14 protein-coding genes and 1 pseudogene are annotated in these 22774 nt (G+C 73.3%); 6 read left to right on the top strand and 9 right to left on the bottom strand.

Annotated features, from left to right (window positions below; translation table 11 throughout):
• Positions 1–109: 109 nt before the first annotated feature.
• The gene (locus tag AB2U05_RS03020) at positions 110–265 is read left to right on the top strand and encodes a DUF6131 family protein (RefSeq protein ID WP_167352900.1); all 156 of its coding nucleotides are present in this window, start codon (positions 110–112) and stop codon (positions 263–265) included.
• A gap of 32 nt (positions 266–297) precedes the next feature.
• On the opposite strand, the gene AB2U05_RS03015 is transcribed toward AB2U05_RS03020, so the two are convergent.
• Positions 298–801 (bottom strand): DinB family protein, encoded by a 504-nt coding sequence (locus AB2U05_RS03015; protein WP_045693258.1) that lies wholly within the window; start codon positions 799–801, stop codon positions 298–300.
• A gap of 44 nt (positions 802–845) precedes the next feature.
• Positions 846–1370: a hypothetical protein gene (locus AB2U05_RS03010; RefSeq protein ID WP_045693257.1), complete on the bottom strand. Its 525-nt coding sequence runs from the start codon at positions 1368–1370 to the stop codon at positions 846–848.
• Positions 1371–1732: 362 nt separating this feature from the next.
• Here AB2U05_RS03010 and AB2U05_RS03005 point away from each other — a divergent pair, with 362 nt between their 5' ends.
• Entirely contained in the window at positions 1733–2323 is a 591-nt protein-coding gene (locus tag AB2U05_RS03005; protein WP_052706244.1) for a fasciclin domain-containing protein, read from the top strand.
• Between the two features lie 289 nt (positions 2324–2612).
• The gene (locus AB2U05_RS03000; protein WP_369182328.1) at positions 2613–10751 is read left to right on the top strand and encodes a hypothetical protein; all 8139 of its coding nucleotides are present in this window, start codon (positions 2613–2615) and stop codon (positions 10749–10751) included.
• 59 nt (positions 10752–10810) lie between these two features.
• Here the strand turns inward: AB2U05_RS03000 and AB2U05_RS02995 are convergent, their stop codons facing one another.
• Both AB2U05_RS02995 and AB2U05_RS02990 read right to left on the bottom strand, forming a co-directional pair.
• Complete coding sequence (locus AB2U05_RS02995) at positions 10811–11842, bottom strand: alpha/beta fold hydrolase (RefSeq protein WP_369182327.1); 1032 nt, start codon at positions 11840–11842, stop codon at positions 10811–10813.
• Positions 11843–11853: 11 nt separating this feature from the next.
• Positions 11854–13143 (bottom strand): esterase/lipase family protein, encoded by a 1290-nt coding sequence (locus AB2U05_RS02990; RefSeq protein WP_369182326.1) that lies wholly within the window; start codon positions 13141–13143, stop codon positions 11854–11856.
• Positions 13144–13361: 218 nt separating this feature from the next.
• Here AB2U05_RS02990 and AB2U05_RS02985 point away from each other — a divergent pair.
• Positions 13362–13928 (top strand): annotated as a pseudogene (locus tag AB2U05_RS02985) (tannase/feruloyl esterase family alpha/beta hydrolase); the annotation flags it as partial.
• Between the two features lie 373 nt (positions 13929–14301).
• Positions 14302–14616 (top strand): hypothetical protein, encoded by a 315-nt coding sequence (locus tag AB2U05_RS02980; RefSeq protein WP_369185883.1) that lies wholly within the window; start codon positions 14302–14304, stop codon positions 14614–14616.
• 91 nt (positions 14617–14707) lie between these two features.
• Here the strand turns inward: AB2U05_RS02980 and AB2U05_RS02975 are convergent, their stop codons facing one another.
• The 5 genes from AB2U05_RS02975 to AB2U05_RS02955 form a co-directional block, all read right to left on the bottom strand.
• Positions 14708–16405 carry an ABC transporter family substrate-binding protein gene (locus tag AB2U05_RS02975; RefSeq protein ID WP_369182325.1) on the bottom strand — a complete coding sequence of 566 codons (1698 nt, stop codon included), beginning with the start codon at positions 16403–16405 and terminating at the stop codon, positions 14708–14710.
• A gap of 38 nt (positions 16406–16443) precedes the next feature.
• On the bottom strand, positions 16444–18534 hold the full coding sequence (locus AB2U05_RS02970) for a dipeptide ABC transporter ATP-binding protein (protein ID WP_369182324.1): 2091 nt from the start codon (positions 18532–18534) through the stop codon (positions 16444–16446).
• The gene (locus AB2U05_RS02965) at positions 18531–19430 is read right to left on the bottom strand and encodes an ABC transporter permease (protein ID WP_045693253.1); all 900 of its coding nucleotides are present in this window, start codon (positions 19428–19430) and stop codon (positions 18531–18533) included. Before AB2U05_RS02965 ends, AB2U05_RS02970 begins: the two co-directional genes overlap by 4 nt.
• Before the next feature lies 1 nt (position 19431).
• On the bottom strand, positions 19432–20415 hold the full coding sequence (locus AB2U05_RS02960) for an ABC transporter permease (RefSeq protein WP_369185882.1): 984 nt from the start codon (positions 20413–20415) through the stop codon (positions 19432–19434).
• Between the two features lie 347 nt (positions 20416–20762).
• Complete coding sequence (locus tag AB2U05_RS02955) at positions 20763–21683, bottom strand: zinc-binding dehydrogenase (protein WP_045693251.1); 921 nt, start codon at positions 21681–21683, stop codon at positions 20763–20765.
• Positions 21684–21772: 89 nt separating this feature from the next.
• Between AB2U05_RS02955 and AB2U05_RS02950 the strand changes: the two genes are divergently transcribed.
• Positions 21773–22747: a LysR family transcriptional regulator gene (locus tag AB2U05_RS02950; protein WP_369182323.1), complete on the top strand. Its 975-nt coding sequence runs from the start codon at positions 21773–21775 to the stop codon at positions 22745–22747.
• The last annotated feature ends 27 nt before the right edge of the window (positions 22748–22774 follow it).

Below are 22774 nucleotides of genomic sequence, written 5' to 3'. Positions count from 1 at the left end.
CGGCAGGAGATGCCGCGGCCGCCACCCCGGACAGGTGGTGGCCGCGGCGCGGGGGAGCCGGGACCGGGCCCCGTCCGACAACCGTCCCCGTCATCCGAGGGAGGACACCGTGCTCGTTCTCGGCGTCATCCTGCTCCTCATCGGGTTCTTCTTCGGGATCCCGATCCTGTGGACCATCGGCTTCATCCTGGTCGCCATCGGCCTCGTCCTGTGGGTGGCAGGCGCGGTCGGACACGCGGTCGGCGGCCGGCGCCACTACTACTGACCCTCGGCCCACCCCGGTCGGCCGGCGACTCCTCAGCTACGGTCGTGGTCGCCGGTCGCGCCGTCGGCCAGCTCGCGCAGGATGTCCAGGTGGCCGGCGTGCCGGGCGGTCTCGGTGGCCATGTGGATCAGTACCCAGCGCAGCGAGACGGTCGTGCCGGAGTACGAGGTGCCGGTGGCGTCCAGGTCGAGCTCGCGGATCACCTCGTCGGCCGCCGCCCTGGCCCGGGCGTAGAAGGCCAGGATGTCGGCGGTCGACTCGTGCGGCTCGACCCGCATGTCGGAGGTCTCGTCGGCCTCGATGTCGAACGGCATCGGACCGGTCTCCCGGCCGAAGGTCTCGCGGAACCACCAGAGCTCGGCCCCGCCGAGGTGCTTGACCAGCCCCAGCAGACTCGTCCCGGACGGCGTCATGGGCCGGCGCAGCTGCTCGTCGTCCAGCCCCTGGACCTTCCAGACCACCACGTCGCGGTGCCGGTCGAGAGCCGTGTGCAGACTCTCCTTCTCCTCGCCGGTGTACGGCACGGTCTTCATCATGGCCGGACGCTAGCAGGCCCCACCGACAACCACGGTCGGGAGCGTCAGTCGTTGTCGATCTTGCTGCCCGAGGGGTCGAGGACGTACCAGCCGGCGCCGAAGGCCTTCGAGCCCTCGCCGTTGGTGTCGCCCGGCTTCTGGTCCCCGGAGAAGTAGTAGAGCGGGTGGCCGTGGTACGTCACCTCGAGGCTGTGGTCGGCCCGGGTGACGGTGCCGAGCTGGGCGGCGTCGACGCCGCTGCCCGCCTGCGGGGCGCCCGTGGTGGTCAGGGGCGGCCACGCGGACGCGCACGCGCCGTCGCAGGCGGACATCGTCGGCGAGTCCTTCTCGAACAGGTAGAGGGTGCGGCCCTGGCTGTCGGTGAGGATCATGCCGAGCTTGTTGCTGTGGACGGCGACCGTCGTGCCGCCCGTGCTCGGCGGGCTGGCGGGCGGACTGGTCGAGGGGGCCGGCGCCGAGGAGGCCGGCGGGCTCGGTGCGGCGGGCTTGGCACTGCCGCCGCCGCTGCTGCACGCTGCTGCGAGGGCCAGGGCGGGCAGCATGGTGGCTGCCCAGGCGACACGGCGCATGGCGCACGCTCCTTCCGTACGGGCCGCCGGCCGCGGGGCGGTGGGCCAGCGAAGCGACTCGCCCGGGGGTACGCGACCGGGGCCGGGGGCGTTCACCACCGGCCGGAGCGAGGGTGCCCGGTGGCCGTACCCGGGTACCACATCACCGCGATCCCTGTGCGCCGTCCGCGACCGGTAGCGCCCGGCCCGGCAGGCGCGTCCGCGGGTCGGCGGAACGGGTGACGCGGCCCCGCGCGGGCCCGACCTCCCCGGCGGCCGACTGACGCGGTGTCACCATCTGGGGCGTATCGACGTACCGGCGCCAATCGGCGTACCGGCGTCACCGGAACGACTCGGCCGGTTCCCCTAGGAGGACCTCCACGATGAGCCGTCGCACCCACCGCCCCGCCACGCTCGTGGCCCTGGCACTCGCCCTCGCCCCGCTCGCCGGCTGCAGCGGCGGCGTCGACGCGGCCGCCCCGGTCGTCGCCGCACCCCCGCCGCCGGAGAAGGCCTTCGGCCAGGCCTGCGCGGCGCTGCCCGGCGACGGCCCCGGCAGCCTCGGGGCCATGAGCGGCCTGCCCGTGCTGACCGCGATCGACCAGACCAAGGACCTCTCCCAGCTGTCCGCGCTGGTCAAGACGGCCAAGGCCAAGGACATCTTCGACTCGATGGAGAACGTCACCGTCTTCGCCCCGAACGACGCGGCCTTCGCCAAGCTGCCCGAGGACCAGAAGAAGGCCCTCGCCACCCAGCAGGGCGCGGGCGACCTCGTCCGCAAGCTGATCGTCGTCCGCGACCTGCGCAAGGACGACCTCCAGGACAAGCAGTACAACTCGCTTCAGGGCGCCGTCATCAAGGCCACCGGCAGCGGCGAGGACTACCGCGTCGGCGGCGCGCAGGTGCTCTGCGGCAGCATCAGGACGGCCAACGCGCGCCTGGCGATCCTGGACACGGTGCCGGCCTTCGGCTGACGCCGCCCGCCCCGCGTTCCGCCTCCGTCCGGTGGTTCTTCGATCCGTCCGGGCCCGCTGCGCCGAACGGAGTGCGGGCTGGGCCGAACGCGCGGATTCCGCTGTGAAAAGCCGATGACACGAGGTCAGGTCCCGCTGACGTGCGCCTGACCTCGGCAATCCTCTGATCGCGCATGCGCGCATTCCCCTGACTGTCGTGTTGTCCGCACAGCCGCGCCCGCACAGCCGCGCCCGCACATCCGCGTCGGCGCAGGTGCGCGGCGGCGCGGGTCGCGAGAGGAGACGCCGGATGGCTCCGGTGAAGTCGTTGCTCGGCGGTCGGTTCTCGACGGCGATGCGAGGCGTGCTCGCGCTGCTCTGCCTCGTGCCCCAGAGCGGACTCGCGCTCGCCGCCGCCCCGCCCGCCCACGCGCCGCGGAGCCTGCCCGCGAAGCAGCGGGCGCAGGTCGCGTGCACGCCGAGCACCGGCTTCACCAACTGCGCGCGCTTCACCTACAGCGGCGGCGACCAGACCTTCACCGTGCCGCCCGGGGTGAGCAGCGTCTACGCCCGGGTGTTCGGCGCCGGCGGCGCGGGCTCCCCCCGGCCGTACTACACCGGCCAGTACGGCGGCGGCGGTGGCGGCTACACCACCGGCGCCCTCGCCGTGACCCCCGGCCAGTCCCTGACCCTCACGGTCGGGCAGGGCGGGCAGCTGAACAGCACCAGCTCGACGTACGGCGGCGGCGGGGCCGGCGGCCAGGGCTTCACCAACGGCGCCGGGGCCAGCGCGACCGGCGGCAGCGGCGGCGGCATGAGCGCCGTGTGGAACGGCGCCTCCGGCAGCAACCCGCTGCTCATCGCCGGCGGTGGCGGCGGATCCTCGCCCGGCGCCGACGCCCTCACCCCGGCGGCCGGCGGCGGTGGCGGCGCCAACGGCGGCCAGGACAACCAACCGACCGCCTCCGGCCGGGGCGGCACCCAGACCGCGGGCGGCGCGGCGGCCACCCAGACCTCCTGCGCGACCGCCGGAGCCGGAAGCCAGTACCAGGGCGGCCGGGGTGCCAGTGCGCCGCAGTACGAGGGCGGCGGCGGGGGTGGCGGCGGCTACTACGGCGGTGGCGGTGGCGCCTGCCAGCGCGGCGGAGCCCTGGACGCCAACGGCATGGGCGGCGGCGGATCCGGCTACAACCGGGGCGCCGGCGTCACCAACACCCAGACCTCCAACGGCACCAACAGCACCGGCAACGGCGTGGGCGGCACCTCGGGCGGGCGCACCGACGCCCAGTACGTGGGCGGCAGCGGCATCGGCGACGGCGGCGGCTACAGCAACGGCGGCAACGGCCAGATCGTCATCGAGTGGGTGACCCAGGTCGCCCTGTCCGTCCGGAAGTCGGCCGCCCCGACCACGTACGTCCCGGGGCAGACGCTCACCTACACCGTCGTGGTGAGCAACGCGGGGCCGGCGCCCGCCGTCGACGCGGCCGTCCGCGACGCGCTGCCGTCCGCGCTGTCCGGCTTCACCTGGACCTGTGCGGCGGGCTCCCGGAGCAGCGCCTGCGGCGCCGCGAGCGGCACCGGCAGCATCGACACGACGGCGACCGTCGCCGCGAACGACTCCGTGACGTACACGGTGACGGGCACCGTCCCCTCCGCCACCACCGGCACGCTCTCGAACACCGCGACGGTGACCCGCCCGAGCGCCACGACGGACCCGAACTGCGGGCCGACCTGCTCCAGCACCGTCGACACGCCGGGGCGGGTGACCACCGGACTGTCGGTGACGAAGACGCCCGACAAGAGCCCGTACGTGCCCGGGCAGCCGCTGACCTACACGATCGTCGTGAAGAACGACGGCCCCTCGGACGCGGTCGGCGCCTCCGTCCGCGACACCCTGCCCGCCGCGATCCAGAACTTCACCTGGACCTGTACGGCGGTTGGTGGCAGCAGTTGCGGCGGCGCGGCGAGCGGCACCGGCAACATCAACACGACGGTCGACATCCCGGCCGGCGGCCAGGTCAGCTATCGGCTCACCGGGACGGTTCCGCCGGACGCCGTCGGCTCCCTGGACAACCGCGCCACCGTCACCCCGCCGAGCGGCGCCACCGACCCCGGCTGCTCGCCCGACTGCACCAGCAGGGCCAACCCCGTCCCGCCCGACCACCAGGCGAACCTGGTGGTGTCCAAGACCCTGCTGACCAGCCCGGTCGTCCCCGGCCAGCCGATCAAGTGGCAGGTCGAGGTCACCAACAACGGCCCGTCGACGGCCCGGAACGTGGTCGTCACCGACCGGATCCCGGCCGGGGTGACCGGCGCGAGCATGGTCAACGACCAGGACGCGTCGGCGTGTTCGATCAGTGGTGGGGTTGCCACGTGCCCGGCCGTGACCATTCCGGTGAACGGGACGGCCAGTTGGACGCTGAGCGGCACGCTGGATCCGAACGCGACGGTGACGCCGACGAACACAGCGGTGGTCACGGGTGGTCCGGATCCGCACGCGTCGTCGCATACGGCCGTCGCCTCGCCGACCTCGTCTCCCTCGCCGCGGGCGAACCTGGCGGTGTCGAAGGTGTTGTTGACGAGTCCGGTGGTGCCGGGGGAGCGGGTGCAGTGGCGGGTGTCGGTGACCAATAACGGGCCTTCGCGGGCGCGGAACGTGGTCGTGACGGACCAGGTGCCGGTGGGTGTGAGTGGCGCGTCGATGGTGGCTTCGGACGGGTCGGTGTGTCCGGTCAGTGGTGGTGTTGCGACGTGTCCGGCGGTGGAGATCGCGGTGGGGTCGTCGGTGAGTTGGACGTTGAGCGGCACGCTGGATCCGAACGCGACGGCGACGCCGACGAACACGGCGGTGGTCACCGGTGGGCCGGACCCGTCGGCCACGGCGCACACCGCCGTCGCCTCGCCGACCTCCTCGCCTTCCCCGCGGGCGAACCTGGCGGTGTCGAAGGTGTTGTTGACGAGTCCGGTGGTGCCGGGGGAGCGGGTGCAGTGGCGGGTGTCGGTGGCGAACAACGGGCCTTCGCGGGCGCGGAACGTGGTCGTGACGGACCAGGTGCCGGTGGGTGTGAGTGGTGCTTCGATGGTGGCTTCGGACGGGTCGGTGTGTCCGGTCAGTGGTGGTGTTGCGACGTGTCCGGCGGTGGAGATCGCGGTGGGGTCGTCGGTGAGTTGGACGTTGAGCGGCACGCTGGATCCGAACGCGACGGTGACGCCGACGAACACGGCGGTGGTCACCGGTGGGCCGGACCCGTCGGCCACGGCGCACACCGCCGTCGCCTCGCCGACCTCCTCGCCTTCCCCGCGGGCGAACCTGGCGGTGTCGAAGGTGTTGTTGACGAGTCCGGTGGTGCCGGGGGAGCGGGTGCAGTGGCGGGTGTCGGTGACCAATAACGGGCCTTCGCGGGCGCGGAACGTGGTCGTGACGGACCAGGTGCCGGTGGGTGTGAGTGGTGCTTCGATGGTGGCTTCGGACGGGTCGGTGTGTCCGGTCAGTGGTGGTGTCGCGACGTGTCCGGCGGTGGAGATTCCGGTGGGGTCGTCGGTGAGTTGGACGTTGAGTGGCACGCTGGATCCGAACGCGACGGCGACGCCGGCGAACTCGGTGACGGTGACGGGTGGTCCGGATCCGTCCGCGTCCTCGCACACGGCGGTGGCTTCGCCGTCGAACTCGCCTTCGCCGCAGGCGAATCTGGTCGTGTCGAAGGTGCTGCTGACGAACCCGGTGGTGCCGGGGGAGCAGGTGCAGTGGCGGGTTTCGGTGACGAACAACGGGCCTTCGCGGGCACGGAACGTGGTCGTGACGGACCAGGTGCCGGCGGGTGTGAGTGGTGCTTCGATGGTGGCTTCGGACGGGTCGGTGTGTCCGGTCAGTGGTGGTGTCGCGATGTGTCCGGCGGTGGAGATTCCGGTGGGTTCGTCGGTGAGTTGGACGTTGAGCGGCACGCTGGATCCGAACGCGACGGCGACGCCGACGAACACGGCGGTCGTCACCGGTGGGCCCGACCCGTCCGTCACGGCGCACACCGCCGTCGCCTCGCCGTCGACCTTCCCGTCGCCGCAGGCCGGCCTCACCGTCTCCAAGGCCCTGCTCACTGATTCGGTGGTGCCGGGGAAGCAGATCCAGTGGCGGGTGACCGTCACGAACAACGGCCCCTCGCGGGCGCGCAACGTGGTCGTGACGGACCAGGTGCCGGCGGGTGTGAGTGGCGCCTCGATGGTGGCTTCGGACGGGACGGTGTGTCCGGTCAACGGCGGTGTCGCGACGTGTCCGGCGGTGGAGATCGCGGTGGGGTCGTCGGTGAGTTGGACGTTGAGTGGCACGCTGGACCCGAATGCGACGGTGACGCCGGCGAACTCGGTGACGGTGACGGGTGGTCCGGATCCGTCCGCGTCCTCGCACACGGCGGTGGCTTCGCCGTCGAACTCGCCGTCGCCGCAGGCGAATCTGGTCGTGTCGAAAGTGTTGTTGACCAACCCGGTGGTGCCGGGGCAGCAGGTGCAGTGGCAGGTGTCGGTGGCGAACAACGGGCCTTCGCGGGCGCGGAACGTGGTCGTCACGGATCAGGTGCCGTCCGGGGTGTCGAGCCCGTCGATGACCGCGCAGGACGGTACCGCCTGCCCGATCAGCGGCGGTACGGCGACCTGCCCCGCGGTCGAGATCCCGGCCGGGGAGACGCGGACCTGGACGCTGTCCGGGACGCTCGACCCGAACGCCACGGTGACGCCGACGAACACCGCGGTGGTGACGGGCGGCCCCGACCCGACCGCGACCGCGCACACGGCGGTGGCCTCGCCCACCAACTCGCCCTCCCCGCAGGCAAGTCTGGTCGTCTCGAAGGTGCTGCTCACTGATCCGGTGGTGCCGGGACAGCAGATCGAGTGGCGGGTGTCGGTGACGAACAACGGCCCGTCGCGGGCGCGGGACGTCGTGGTCACGGACCGCGTACCGGACGGCGTCAGCGCGGCGAGCATGACCGCCGCGGACGGGAGCGTCTGCCCGGTGACGAACGGGACGGCGGTGTGTCCGGCGATCGAGCTGGAGGTCGGGCAGACGGCGTCGTACACGCTGACCGGCACGCTCGTGCAGGACGCGACGGTGACGCCGACGAACACGGCGGTGGTGACGGGCGGCCCCGACCCGAGCGCGACCGCGCACACGGCGGTGGCCTCGCCCACCAACTCGCCCGCGCCGCAGGCGAACCTGTCGGTGTCGAAGGTGCTGCTGACGAACCCGGTCGTCCCCGGGGAGACGATCCAGTGGCGGGTGTCGGTGACCAACAACGGCCCCTCGCGGGCGCGGAACGTCATCGTCACCGACCGGATCCCGGACGGCGTCGGCAACGCCGTTCTCCAGTCGGACGCGGACGCGAGCCTCTGCCCGGTCGCGAACGGGACGGCGGTGTGTCCGGCGATCGAGCTGGAGGTCGGGCAGACGGCCTCGTACACGCTGACCGGCACGCTGGCGCCGGATGCGACGGTGACGCCGACGAACACGGCGGTGGTGACGGGCGGCCCCGACCCGAGCGCGACCGCGCACACGGCGGTGGCCTCGCCCACCAACTCGCCCTCGCCGCAGGCGAACCTGAGCATCGCCAAGGCGCTGGTGACCAACCCGGTCGTCCCGGGGCAGCAGATCCAGTGGCGGGTGACGGTGACCAACCGAGGCCCGTCGCGGGCCCGGAACGTCGTCGTCACGGACACCCTCCCGGCCCTGGTCGACGGCCCGAGCATGACCTCGGACGCGGACGGCTCGGTCTGCCCGATCAGCGGCGGCACGGCGACCTGCCCGGCCGTCGAGATCCCGGCCGGTGGCAGCGTGTCCTACACCGTCACGGGAACGCTCGACTCCGCCGCGACCAGCACCCCCTTCAACGTCGCCACCGTCACCGGCGGCCCCGATCCGACCGCGACGGCGCACACGGCCGTCGCTTCGCCGACCGGCTCGCCGTCGCCGCAGGCGCGGCTGACCGTGTCGAAGACGCTGCTCACCGACCCGGTCGTGCCCGGGCAGCTGATCGAGTGGCGGATCAGCGTCACCAACAACGGACCGAGCCAGGCCCGGAACGTCGTGGTCAGCGACCGGATCCTGGACGGCGTCGTCGGTGCCTCGCTGTCCCCGGACGGGACGAAGGAGGCCTGCCCGGTCGCGGGCGGCGTGGCCACCTGCCCGGGGGTCGAGATCCCGGTCGGCCGGACGGTGACGTACACGCTCTCCGGCACCCTCGCGCAGGACGCGACCGTGACGCCGACGAACACGGCCGTGGTGACCGGCGGCCCGGACCCGAGCACGCCGACCCACACGGCCGTCGCCTCGCCGACCGGCTCGCCGTCGCCGCAGGCGCGGCTGAGCCTGGCCAAGGTGCTGGTGACCGACCCGGTGGTGCCGGGCGGGGCCATCGCGTGGCGGGTGACGGTGACCAACAACGGTCCGTCCCGGGCGCGCGACGTCGTGGTCACCGACCGGGTGCCGGACGGCGTGTCCGGAGCCGCGATGGTCTCGGACGAGGACGGGAGCGCCTGCCCGATCGGCACCGGCGTCGCCACCTGCCCCGCCATCGAGCTGGAGGTCGGGCAGTCGGCCTCGTACACGCTGAGCGGGACGCTCGACGCCGACGCCACCGTCACGCCGACGAACACGGCGGTGGTGACGGGTGGTCCGGATCCGTCCGCGTCCTCGCACACGGCGGTGGCTTCGCCGTCGAACTCGCCGTCGCCGCAGGCGAATCTGGTCGTGTCGAAGGTGCTGCTGACGAACCCGGTGGTGCCGGGGGAGCAGATCCGGTGGCAGGTGTCGGTGACGAACAACGGGCCCTCGCGGGCTCGGGACGTGGTCGTGGCCGATCGAGTGCCGGCCGGGGTGTCGAACGTGTCGATGGTGTCCGACGCGGACGGTACCGCGTGCCCGATCAGCGGCGGCGTCGCGACCTGCCCGGCCGTCGAGATCGCCGCGGGTGCTTCGACGACCTGGACGCTGTCCGGCACGCTGGACCCGAACGCGACCGTGACGCCGACCAACACGGTCACCGTCACCGGTGGTCCGGACCCGAGCACGCCGACCCACACGGCGGTCGCCTCGCCCTCCAACTCGCCTTCCCCGCAGGCGCGGTTGACCGTGTCGAAGGTGCTGCTCACCGACCCGGTGGTGCCGGGGGAGCAGATCCGGTGGCGGGTGACCGTCACCAACCGGGGACCGGCCAGGGCCCGCGATGTCGTCGTCGTGGACCACGTCCCGGCCGGGGTGTCGAACGCCTCGATGGCGGCCGATGACGGCACGGCTTGCCCGGTCGTCGGCGGCGTCGCGACCTGCCCGGCCGTCGAGATCGCCGTGGGTGCTTCGATGACCTGGACGCTGTCCGGCACGCTGGACGCCGGGGCCAGCGTCACGCCGACCAACACGGCGACCGTGACCGGTGGGCCGGACCCGAGCGACCCGACCCGTACGGCGGTCGCTTCTCCGTCCACCTCGCCCTCGCCGCAAGCGCGGTTGACCGTCGCCAAGGTGCTGCTGACCTCCCCGGTCGTCGCCGGGCAGCAGATCCGGTGGCGGGTCACCGTCACCAACGACGGGCCCTCGCTGGCGCGGAACGTGGTCGTCACCGACCGGGTGCCCGCCGGGGTGGGCGGCGCGTCGATGGCGTCCGACGCGGACGGTACGCCGTGCCCGGTCGCGGACGGGGTCGCGACCTGTCCGGCCGTCGAGATCCCGGTGGGGACGACGGCGTCCTGGACGCTGTCCGGCACGCTGGACCCGGACGCCACGGCCGTCCCGGTCAACACGGCGGTGGTCACCGGCGGTCCCGACCCGGCGGCGACCGCCCACACGGCGGTGGCGACGCCGACCGAGCCGATCACCGTGCGGCACGACCTCCTGCTCACCAAGCAGGCGAGCCCGGCGCACCCGAAGGCCGGCGACACCGTCACGTACACCGTCACCGCGACCAACCGGGCCGGCGGCACGTACCTCGGCGCCGTCGTCACCGACGACCTCTCCGGGGTCCTGGACGGCGCGAGCTACGGCGCCGATGCCCGTGCCAGCAGCGGGCGGACGGCCTACTCCGCGCCGCGGCTGACGTGGACCCTGGACGTCCGGCCGGGTGCGACGGAGACGCTCACGTACACCGTCACCGTGCGGCCGGACGCGGGCGGCAAGACCCTGGTCAACCGGCTGACGGCGGACGGCTCCAACTGCTCCGGCGGCGAGGCCGCCCGGCGGGCGGCGGACGGCACCTGCTCGACCAGCACCACCGTCCGGAGCGCGACGCCCAGCCCGAGCCCGAGCCCGAGCCCGAGCCCGAGCCCGAGCCCGAGCCCGACGCCCGGCCCGGGCCCGACGCCCAAGCCGCCGCTGCCGCCCACCGGCAGCCGCAACCCGGTGCCGGCGCTGCTGATCACCGTGCTGTTCCTGGTGCTCGGCGGCAGCCTGATCGCCGTCCGCCGCTCGCGGCGCTGACCCGCCCGCACCCCCTGGGCGGCCGGCTCCAACCGGCCAGGGGGTGCGGGGTCGTTCGGTCAGGCGTCGCCGAGCGCGTCCACCAGCGCGGCCAGGAACTCCTTCGGCCGCTCCAACTGCACGCTGTGCCCGGCCCCTTGGACCACCACCTCGTGCACCCGGCCGCCCGCCGCGGCATAGCGGTCCAGCACGGCGCGGGTCTGCGCGACCATCGGCTGCGCCGGGCAGGTGTCCGCTCCGGGCCAGCCCGGCACCGCGCCGATGGCGCCCAGGTGGGCCAGGTCGAAGAGCGAGGTGTCGGAGACGATCACATCGGCCGAGCCGCGGATCCACAGGACCGGCGGCTTCGGCTCGACCAGCTCGAGGTCGTCGATCCGGAAGTGCGTCGGCGCCATCGAGTTGAGCACCCCGCGCTCCCCGGGCCCGAAGCCCGGCCAGGCCTCGCTCGTCCGGCTGTCACCCGGGTAGTGGTCGTCCCCGATTCGGGTGGTCAGCATCGCGGCCACGTAGCGGTCCGACCCCGTCAACGGTTCGCTGACGTAGGCGGTGTCCAGCACCGCGCGGGGCGCGAACGGGGACCCGGCGCCCGACTCGCCCTCGCGCAGCAGCCGGACGAACTCCGGCGCCGCGCCGCCTGCTCCGGAGCCCGCGCCGTCCGGCGAGTTGAGCGTGCCGTCGACCCCGTGCGTGCCGCCGAAGCCGTACGGGGAGACCGGGTTGACCAGGGTGAGCGAGCGGACCAAGTCCGGGTGGTCGCGCAGCAGTTGCAGCACCACCCCGCCGCCCATGCTCCAGCCGACCAGGTGCACCGGGCCGAGCGCCAGGGCCCGGACGTACGAGAGCAGGTCCTCGCTGTGGTCGCGCAGGCCCCGGGTGGCGTCCACCGGCAGCGGCTCGGTGCCGCCGAAGCCGCGCAGGTCGGGCGCGAGCGGGCGGTAGCGGGTGGGGAGCGCGGCCATGGTCGGGTGCCAGAAGACGCTGGAGGAGACGTTGCCGTGCACGAGGACCACGGGCTCCCCGGTGGTGCGGCCCTCGACCTCGGCGTAGTTGACGGTCAACCGGTCGGTGGCCGTCAGTCGGTCGGTGATCATCCGGGGCGTCCTCAGTTCAGCCAGCCGGCGACCTGCGCGCTCGCCGCGCCGTCCCAGCCGAGTTCCAGGTGGTTGGCGGTGGCGATCAGCGCGGTGCCGCCGACGGTGCCGAAGCCGGTGGTGTCCAGCGCGCTGGACACGAAGACCACGCCGTCGCTGGGGCCGCGGTTCTCGTTGTAGATGCCGAGGATGTTGGGGGTGCCGCCGGCCAGCAGGTAGGCCGTCACCGAGGCCGGGACCCCGGCCTGCTTCAGCGGGGCGACCAGCGAGCCGGCGTCGATCGCGGCCTGGATGCCACCGCCGTCGGTGTAGAAGCCCTGGCCGCCGTAGTAGGTCGTGTACCAGTCCTGCTGGGTCTGGTCGATGCCGAAGACCGAGTCCCAGCGCGCCAGCATCTGCCGCTGCCCCGGGTAGTCGTCGTAGCCGCTCGTGGGGGTGAAGGAGAACTCGGGGTGCGCGGTGTAGGTGCCGTAGCAGGTCATGTGCAGGTGCGGGGACGGGGCGTTGATCGCGCCGCCGCACTGCGGCCAGATCGAGAAGTCGTGCGCCCACCCGTGTGCGAAGGGGTAGTCGTAGCCGCCGTTCGGCCCGCCGAGGGTGATCAGTTTGCGCACGTCGCCCGCGTACGGGCGGCCCCAGGAGGGCTTGACCGAGGACACGTAGGCGCGGGTGGACATCTCGCCCTTGCTCCAGCCCACCAGGTCCACCTGCGGGACGCCGAGCTTGGCACGGATCAGCGCGACCGCGTCGCCGACCTCCTGGGCCTGCATCAGGTTGTCGCCCTGCTTGTGCGCGAAGCCGATCGCGAAGACCCGGTAGCCCTGCCCGGCCAGCTTCTGCATCAGCCCGGTGCTCGGGCAGGAGGCGGCGCCGCAGCCGTAGCCGCCGGACTCGCCGGGGTTGGCCCAGGCCCGGTCCGGGTTGTCGTTGGCGCCGTGCACCAGCAGCACCGGGACCTGGTGCGCGCCGGTGTTCCAGCCCGGGGCCGAGTAGAGCAGGAAGCGGCCGGAGAAGGGCTGCTTGACGCCGCCGAAGAAGGTGAGGCGCTGGCCGTCCTGGTTGCCGCGGCCGTCCGGCGGATACTGCTCCTGCCGGAAGCCGGGGGTGGTGTCGAGGTACCGCTCGACGTGGTCCCAGCCGTTGGCGACGGTGGGGTAGGTCGCCTCCAGGGTCAGGTTGGCCGGCACCGCCGCTGTTGTCGCAGCGGCCGTGGCCGTTCCGGACGGGATGATCGCGCCGACCAGCGCCAGCACGCCCGCGAGCACCCAGCCCGCGCCTCTTCGCCTACCGCTTCTCCACATGCCGTGTTCACTCCTCCGAGCCGAGGGCCGAGTGCGTGACACGCTACGGATTCCGTCGTGTCCGTCCTATGGCGGTGGCGCACACCCCGACCGTCCCTCTGTGGGGGTCGGCCACCTGGCCAGGGGCCGCGCGCCCCGACGAAGCTGCGTGATCCGGCCCCATCACCCGGCCCCATCGCCCGGCCTCATGATCAGGCCCCAACGGAAGGAGACCCGCGATGACGGGCGCCCCGGCCCCGACCGCCCCGACCGGATGGGCACCGCGCGTGCCCGGAGCCGAACGGCAGCACGCGGTGGCCCTCGACGACCTGACCACCGCCGGCACCCTGTCCCGCGGCCACACGGTCCTCGCCGACTGGGACGGACTCCACAGCGCGGACACCCCGCAGCCGGCCCGCCCGGTGCCGGGATGGCAGGTCGACGGCTGCTTCCCCTCCGCCACCCGGCTCAACCCGAACCACGGCTGGGACCACGACGCCCAGTTCGTCCTCCGGCTGCCCGCCGCCTGGAACGGCGGCCTGGTCGTCACCGCCGCACCCGGCATCCGCCGCCAGTACGCCGCCGACCGGCTGATCGCCGACCACGCCCTGGCCGAGGGCTACGCCTACGCCGCCACCGACAAGGGGAACTCCGGGCCCGACTTCTCTCTTGTTGGCAGCGAGCCGGGCGACGCCCTCGCCGAATGGACCGACCGCCTGCACGAACTCGCCCTCGCCGCCCGTGCCGCCGTCCGGCACCACTACGGCACCGAACCGGAGCGCACCTACGTCACCGGCATCTCCAACGGCGGCTACCTCACCCGGGTCCAGCTGGAGCGCTTCCCCGACCTCTACGACGGCGGCGTCGACTGGGAGGGCCCGCTCTGGCTCCCCGAGGGCCCCAACCTGCTCACCCACCTGCCCGCGGTGCTCGCCCACTACCCGGCCTACCGCGACGGCGCCGACCCGGACGCCCATGTCCGGCTGATCGAGGCAGGCCTGCCGCCCGGCTCGGAGTTCCTCTGGGACCTCCACCACCAGCTCTACTGGGACTTCACCCAACGCACCTACCGCGCCGTCTTCGACCCCCCACTACCCGGGCCCCGACGCCGACTACCCCTACCCCACCCGTCCACCGGCCGTCCGCGAAGCCGTCGCCCGCGTCTCCCTCACCGGCGCGATCGGCAAACCCCTCCTCTCCCTCCACGGCACCCTGGACGCCCTCCTCCCCATCACCCTCCACTCCGACCGCTACACCCACCTCGTCGCCACCGCCGGCCGCGCCCACCTCCACCGCCAGTACCGCATCGAGGCCGGCAACCACGTCGACGGCTTCTGCGACACCTACCCCGACCGCCTCCGCCCCCTCCTCCCCTTCTACCGCACCGCCTTCAAAGCCCTCGAAGCCTGGGTCGACCACGCCACCCAGCCCCCCACCAACCGCACCGTCCCCTGGACAACGGACGTCGACCCCGCCGACATCGGCACGTGGTGACCGCCCTGAGCTGCTGACGCCAGCGCGTGGCGGTGGCCGCCGCACCGGATCGGGGTCCGGTGGGGCGGCCACAGGGCGTTGCGGGAGGGGGCTACTTCTGCCAGCCCACGGTTTCCGGGAGGGGGGTGGCGAAGATGGTGGCGCCGACGTTGGCGAGGCCGGTCTTGATGCCGTAGATGGAGGGGCCGCTGAAGAGGGGCAGGTAGCCGTACTGTTCGAGGGCTTTGCGTTCGACGGCGTTGGCCTGGGTGGTCTGCTGGTCGGGGTCGGCGATGGCGGCGACGGCGTGGATCTCCTTGTCGAGGTCGGGGGAGCCGATGCTCACGATGTTGGAGCTGCTGTCGCTGCAGTAGAACTGGCACAGGTAGCGGGTGCCGAAGGGGTCGGGGGCGCGGTTGCCGACGAGGAAGATGTCGAAGCTGTGGTCGGTGAGGATCTTGCTGAAGTCGGCGGCGGTGGAGGTCTTGAGGTCGATCTGGATGCCGACCGGCTTGAGCATCTGGACGAGGGCGCCGGCGGTGGCCTTCTCCAGGGGGTCGTTGCCGCGCAGGGTGTAGGTGACGGTGAGCTTCTTGCCGTCCTTCTCGCGGATGCCGTCGCTGCCGGGCTTCCAACCGGCGGCGTCCAGGGTCTTCTTGGCGTCCTCCGGGTCGTGCTTGATGACGGCGCCGACGTTGTCGGAGTAGCCCTTCTGGAAGCTGAAGAGCAGCAGGGAGCCGGGCAGCGGCTCGCTGTAGTCGCCCAGGCCCTGGAACTGGATCTTGGCGATCTGGGCCCGGTCGACGCTCTCCAGGAGGGCCTTGCGGACCTGGATGTCCTGCAGGTTGGGGGACTTGGCGTTGAGGTAGAAGGAGTAGGCGAACGGGCTGCCGCCCTGGCGGATCCCGGTGCCCTGGACGCCGGAGAGCCGCTTCAGGCCCTCGGCGTCGCCGGCGGAGGTGTAGTCGATCTGGCCGTTCTTGAAGGCGTTGGCGGCGGCGTCCGACTCCAGGTTGACGTAGACGCGCTTGTCGAGCTTGCCCTTCTTGCCCCACCACTTGGGGTTGCGGACGAAGGTGAGGTCGCCGGTCTTGGCGTCGAAGGTCCCGACCGTGTACGGGCCGGCGCCCCACTCGGGGTGGACGGCCTTGACGTAGGCGTCGTTGTAGCCGGCGACGGTGGCGGCCTTGGGATGCAGGAAGGTGGTGAACAGGCTGGACCACCAGGGGGCGGCGCCCTTGAACTCGATGACGGCCTGCTTGTCGTCCGTGCCGCGGGTGACCGAGGTGATGAGGCTGTAGCCCTCGGTGTCGGCCGCGTTGTACTCCTTGTCGGCGCCGCTGTTGGCCTGCCAGGTCGCCTTGACGGCCGTCCAGTCGATCGGGGTGCCGTCGTTGTAGGTGGCCGCCGGGTTGAGGGTGAGGACGACCCGCTGGTTGCCGTCGACGACCTCGGACTTGACGTCGCTGAGGTAGTCCGGGTTGTACTGCACCTCGCCGGTGGGGGAGTAGGTGATGACGTCCGGGTTGTACCAGAACCAGACGCGCTTGGCGGTGAGCGTGGCGTTGGCGTTGAAGGGGTTGCCCTGGTCGTCGATGGTGCCCGCGCTGGTGTAGGTGCCGCCCTCCTTGACGTTGTCGTAGGGCTGCGGGTTGTAGTCGACCTTCGCCGAGGCCGCGGTGGCGGAGCTGCCCTGGCCGGGGGCCTTGCCGGCGTCCGGTGCGCCGGGGCCGGTGGAGCTGCAGGCGGAGAGGGCGAGGGCGAGGGCCGCGGTGAGGGCGGCTGCGGGGACGGCGATTCTCGATCGCATGGCGGTGTGGGTCCTCATTCCTTTGTGCGGTGGGGTGTTCAGCGGGCGTGGCAGGCGTGGCGGTGGTCGGAGCCGGGCGCGGCCGGGCCCAGGGCGGGCCGTTGCGTACGGCAGCGCTCGCGCAGCCCGTCGTCGGTGAGTCGCCGGTACAGCGGGCAGCGGTCGACGAAGACGCAGCCCTGCGGCAGGTCGGTGGCGCTCGGCTGCTCGCCGTCGAGGACGATCCGTTCGCGGGTGCGTTCGCGCCGCGGGTCGGGTACGGGGATCGCCGAGAGCAGGGCCTCGGTGTACGGGTGCCGGGGGTCCGTGAAGAGGGCTTCGGTGCTGCCGCTCTCGACGACGTGCCCGAGGTACATGACGGCGATGCGGTCGGCGAAGTGCCGCATCACGGCCAGGTCGTGGGCGACGACCAGGTACGCCAGGCCGAGCTCGCGCTTGAGCCGGGTGAGCAGGTTGACCACGCCGGCCTGCACGGAGACGTCCAGGGCGGAGACCGGCTCGTCCAGGACCACGATCCGGGGCCGGGTGGCCAGGGCGCGGGCGATGCCGACGCGTTGGCGCTGCCCGCCGGAGAGGGCGGCGGGGAAGCGTTCCGTCACCGAGGCGTCGAGGCCGACCAGGCCCAGGAGTTCGGCCACCCGGGCCCGGACCGCCGGCCGGTCGACGCCGACCGCCTGCAGCGGTTCGGCGAGCAGCTGGAACACCGTGAGCCGGGGGTCGAGGGAGCCCATCGGGTCCTGCATGACGATCTGCACCGCGCCGCGCAGCTCCCGCAGCCGGTCGGCGGGGAGGGGCCCGGCGACGTCCGTCCCGGCGACCTCGATCCGGCCGCGCTCCGGCGGCCTGAGCCGCAGGATCTCCAGGAGCGTGGTGGTCTTGCCGCTGCCGGACTCGCCGACCAGGCCCAGGGTTTCGCCGGCCCGGAGGTCGAACTCGACGTCGCTGACGGCGTGCAGCGTGCCGGTGCGGCGCTTCAGGAAGGCGCCCTTGGTGACGGGGAAGGTCTTCGCCAGGCCGGAGACCCGCAGGACCACTTCGCCGGTGGTTCCGGTGTCGACGGTGCTGCCGGCCGGCGCCGGGAAGAGCGCGGCCGCCCGCAGCCGTCCGTCGGCGATCTCCTCGGCGCGCAGGCAGGCGACCTGCCCGTGCCCGGCGACGGGGACCGCCGCGGGTTCCGCCGTGCGGCAGCGGTCGAGCACGGCGGGGCACCGGTCCGCGAAGGGGCACCCGGTGGGCAGCGCCACCAGGGACGGGGGTTCGCCGCCGATCGGTACCAGCGGGCGGTCCTGCGGGGCGTCGGGGCGGGGGACGGCGCCCAGCAGCCCGATGGTGTACGGCATGGTGGGGCGCCGGAACAGCGCGTCGACGCCCGCCCGTTCGACGATCCGCCCGGCGTACATCACGGCGACCTCGTCGGCGTACCCGGCGACGACGCCGAGGTCGTGGGTGATCAGCACGACGCCCGCGCCGGTCTCCGCCTGGGCCGTCCGCAGCACGTCCAGGATCTGGGCCTGGACGGTCACGTCGAGGGCGGTGGTGGGCTCGTCCGCCACGATGACCGAGGGCGCGTTCGCCATGGCCAGGGCGATGACCACGCGCTGGCGCATCCCGCCGGAGAACTCGTGCGGGAACGACCGTGCGCGGCGCCGGGGTTCGGGGATGCCGACCAGGTCGAGGAGCTCCACCGCGCGCTCCCACGCGGCCTGCTTGGACAGGCTCTGGTGCACGCGCAGCGCGTCGGACAGCAGCCGGCCGACCGAGAAGATCGGGGTGAGCGCGGACAGCGGGTCCTGGAAGACCATGCCGATCTCCCGGCCGCGCACCCGGGACAGCCGGGTGTCGTCCAGGCCGACCAGGTCGCGGCCGCCGAGCAGCACCTCGCCCGACATCCGGGCGGTCGGCGGCAGCAGGCCCATCACGCCCATCGCGGTCGCGGACTTGCCCGAGCCGGACTCGCCGACGATGCCCAGCGTCCGGCCGGGCAGCACGTCGAAGCTGACCCCGCGCACCGCCTCGACCGGTCCGGCCTCGGACGGGAAGGTGATCCGCAGGTCCCGTACGGACAGCACGGGGGCCGGCCCGCCGCCGGGCGACGGGCGCTCGGGGGCCGGTGCGAGGGTGATGCTCATCGTGCGCCTCCCGAGGCGGCCGATACCGAGGTGGGGTCGAGCGCGTCGCGCAGCCCGTCGCCGACGAGCGTCATCGACACCGTGAGCAGGACGACGAGGCCGGCGGGGAACACGAACAGCCAGGGGGCGCTGGTGATGGTGCCGGAGCCGTCCGCGAGCATCGTCCCCAGCGACACGTCGGGGGTCTGCACGCCGAAGCCGAGGAACGACAGGGCCGTCTCGCTGAGCACGGTGGCGACGACGCCGAGGGTCAGGTTGACCACCAGCAGGGACCCGAGGTTGGGGATGATGTGCCGCACCACGATCCGCCACGGCCGCACGCCCATGAACTCGGCGGCCAGCACGTAGTCGCGCTCGCGCAGCGAGGTGGACAGCGACCAGACGACGCGGGCGGTGGTCATCCAGCCGAAGACGGTGAGCACGACGATCAGCACCCGCCAGTCGCCGGCGAGGCGGTGCGAGACCAGGGCGAGGATCAGGAACGACGGGACCACCAGCAGGAAGTGGATGACCGCGAGGGTCAGCTTCTCCACCCGGCCGCCCAGGTACGCGGCTCCCGCGCCGATCAGCGCGGCCAGCACGATGGTCAGCGCCGACACGCTGACCGCGATCACCAGCGAGCGCTGCAGACCGTGCACGGCCTGGGCGTAGACGTCGTTGCCGCCCTGGTTGGTGCCGAAGTAGTGGGCTGCGCCCGGGGGTTGGGTGAGCGCGGTGAAGTCCGCGTCGGTGGGCGCGTACGGCGAGAACAGGCCGCCGAAGGCGCTGAACAGGACCAGGAGGGCGAACAGCGCCACGCCGAGCAGGGCGCCGCGGTTGCGGGCGAAGCGGCGCAGGTACAGCCGGCCGCTGCCCGCGGCGGGCCGCGCCGCGGACGGGATCACGGATGTCGTCATGTCAGTTCACCCGCACCCGTGGGTCGAGGACGACGACGGCGATGTCCGCGAGGACGGCGCCGATGGCGGTCATGGCCGCGCCGAACGCCGCGACCGCGACGGCGCCGTGCACGTCGTTCTTGGCGATGGTCTGGGTGAAGTACTGGCCCATGCCGTTCCAGCCGAAGACGGTCTCGGTGACGACCGCGCCGGTGAACACGGCGGGGATGCCGAAGGCCAGGGAGGTGGTGGTGGGGATCAGCGAGGCGCGCAGCGCGTGGCGGCGGATCGCCTGGGCGCGGGTCAGCCCGGTGGCGCGCGCGGTGCGCACGTAGTCCGAGTCGATGGCGTCGAGCAGCAGGGTGCGCTGGGTCAGGTGGTAGCCCACGTAGCCCAGCAGGGTCAGGCTCAGCGTCGGCAGGATGAGGTGCTGCAGCCGGTCGGCCAGGGTGGGCAGCAGGCCCTCGACGGTCGGGGACTTCTCCCCGGCGACGTACAGGAAGCGCAGCCCGAGGCTCTGGTTGAGCCAGATCCCGACGAGGACCACGCCCAGCGCGGCGACGGCCGTGGGGACGTTGAACAGGAAGACCGAGACCAGCTGGGTGAACCGGTCCCACCAGCCGTACTGCCGGGACGCGGTGGACACGCTCAGCGCGACACCGAGGAGCACCGACAACAGCGTGGCGGCGGTGACCAGTTGGCCGCTGACCAGGACGCGGAAGCCGATCTCGTCGTTCACCGGGGCCCCGACCGGGGACTTGCCCCAGTCGAAGTGCAGCACCACGTCGCGGAGCCAGTGCCACCAGCGGTCCACCAGCGGCACCCGCGGGTCCAGGTTGTACGGCGCCAGGGCCCGGTCGATCTCCGCCTCGGTGCGGATCGGGCGCGTGCCCAGGTAGTTGGACCTCGGGTCGAGGAACCAGGAGGCGAGGACGTACGTGGCGTTGGTGGCGACCACGATCATGGCCAGCCAGCCGACCGCCTTGCGCATCACGTGGCGGAGCACGGCCCCGCCTTCCCGCGCGCCGGTACGGCGGTCGCGGTACGCGGTGCGGCGCTCGGGGCCGTACCGGGCGCGGTGCGGGGGGCGGGTGGCGGTGGGCCGGTTCTGCGCATGCTCGACGTGGCTTTCTGCGGGATGGAAACGCGCGGCCGATCCCTCGGAATCGGAGGTGATCGCGGCCTGGTGTCGAGACATTCTGTGATCATGATCGGCGGCGAGGGAAGCATTCGCAGGCGCTTGTCATGCAATTGCAAAGCCTGCGTCACGGGCGTCCACAGTGTGCGCCGCTACGCCGGGAGCGCGCCGGGCGGTACCCCCCTCCCGGCGCGCTCCGCGTGACCTCGTGCCGGTCATCGTCCTCCGCCGGTCAGCAGGACGGCCTTGCCGCGGATCCGGCGCTCCCGCAGGTCGACCAGGGTCTCGGCGGTCCGCGCCCAGTCCTCGGTGCGGCCGATCTCCGGGTGCAGCCGGTCCTGCTCCACCAGGCTCACCAGTGCCGCGAGGTCGTCGCCGTACGGGGCTCCGGCGTAGTGGAAGTGCTGGATCGTCACGCGCTCGGGCCCGTTGAGCAGGTCGAAGAAGTCGAGGGTCGCGGGCGTGCGGCTCGCCTGGCCGAACCAGACGAGCAGGCCGCCCGGGCGCACCTTCGACAGCGCGACGGGCAGGTTCGGCCCGCCGGTGGACTCCAGCACGACGTCGAACGGCCCCTGGGCGGCCGCGACGTCGTGGACCACCCGGGCGCCCAGGGCCGCGAGCCGCGCGCCGCGCGCCGGCGTGGCCGTCACCGCGGTCAGCTCCGCGCCGGCCCCCACGGCCAGCTCGGTGACGTAGTGGCCGACGCCGCCCGAGGCGCCGGTCAGCAGCACCCGCCGGCCGGTCAGCGAGCCGGCCGTGCGCAGCAGCCGCAGGGCGGTGATCCCGGCCAGCGGCAGGGCCGCCGCCCGTACGCTGTCGACGCCGTCCGGGAGCACCGCGAGCGAGTGCGTGGGCACGGCGGCGTACTCGGCCCAGCCGCCCTGCGGCGGGTGCCCGACGACCCGGGTGCCGACGCCGGGGCCGGAGCCGTCCGCCGCCGCCTGGACGACCAGCCCGGCGATGTCCTTGCCCGGCAGCCACTGCGGCCGGGGGCGTTCGAGGAGGAAGGTCTCGCCCCGGTTGGGGGCGAACGCCTCGACCTTGATCAGGGCCTCGTCGGGCTCCGGGACGGGCTGGGAGGCGTCGGCGAAGGCGACGGGACGGGTGGGCTCCGCGGTGGGAATCAGTCTCTGCATGGGGACCATGCAACCGCCGCGGCCGCCCGGCGATCCAACAACGAACGAGCGAGGCCGACAGCCGTCGGTTGTCGCCTACGCTGGGGGCCATGGATCTCGACGTGGCGCAGGTGCGGGCCTTCGTGCGCACCGCCGAGGAACTGCACTTCGGCCGGGCGGCCGCCGCGCTCGGCATCTCCCAGCAGGCGCTGTCCAAGCGGATCGCGCGGCTGGAGTCCCTGCTCGGCGCCGAGCTCCTGCACCGCGGCGGCAACGGGGTGCGCCTCACCGAGGCCGGGCGGCGTTTCCTGCCGCCCGCCCGGCAGGCCGTGGCCGCCGCCGACGCCGCGGTCGCGGCGGTGTCCGGGACGGACCGTCCGCTGCGCGTGGACGTCTGGGGGCACCTCTACGCGCCGCTGCGCACCCTGGCCCAAGTCGCCGGACGGGCCGGGGAACTGGCCCTGGGGCACGGGCGCGACCTGCCCTCGGCGACGGCCGCGCTGCTGCACGGCGACATCGACGCGGCCTTCGGCCGGGTCCACCCGCCGCTGCCCGCCGGGCTCGCCCACCGCCTCGTCCGGCTCGAACCGGTGGACGCCGTGCTGAGCACCGACCACCCGCTCGCGGCCGAACCGGCCCTGCGGCCGGACCAGTTGAGCGACAGCACGCTCCTGGCGCCCGGCGCGCTGGACCGGCTCGACTTCCTGCGGCGGTTCGCCGACCGGTTCGGCGTCCGGCGCACGGCCACCGGCGTCAACCTGGGCCTCGCCCACTTCCTGGCCGAAGTGGCGGGCGAGCCAAGGGCGTTCGCGCTGGTGCCCGCCGACGTGCCGCTGCCGGACGTGCCGGGGCTGCGCTCCGTCCCGCTGGTCGACCCCACGCCGCTGTACGCCTGGTCGCTGCTGTGGTGCACCGGGAACGGGCACCCGGGGCTGAACGACCTTGCCGCCGCCTGCGCCGAGGAGGCCGGGCGCAGCCGCTGGCTGGAGTACGACCCCACCCGCGACTGGCTGCCCGAACCGCCCGTACTCCCGGCTGCACTCCCACCCGGACTCCCGCCCGCACACCGGGCCGACCGCCGGTAGGCCGTTGCCGGTAGGGCGGCCCGACCG

The sequence above is a fragment of the Streptomyces sp. Y1 genome, from assembly GCF_041053115.1.
Lineage (GTDB): Bacteria > Actinomycetota > Actinomycetes > Streptomycetales > Streptomycetaceae > Kitasatospora > Kitasatospora rubellomurina.
The sequence above is the reverse complement of the archived record's forward strand: the minus strand, read 5'-3'. Positions and strand labels throughout refer to the sequence as shown.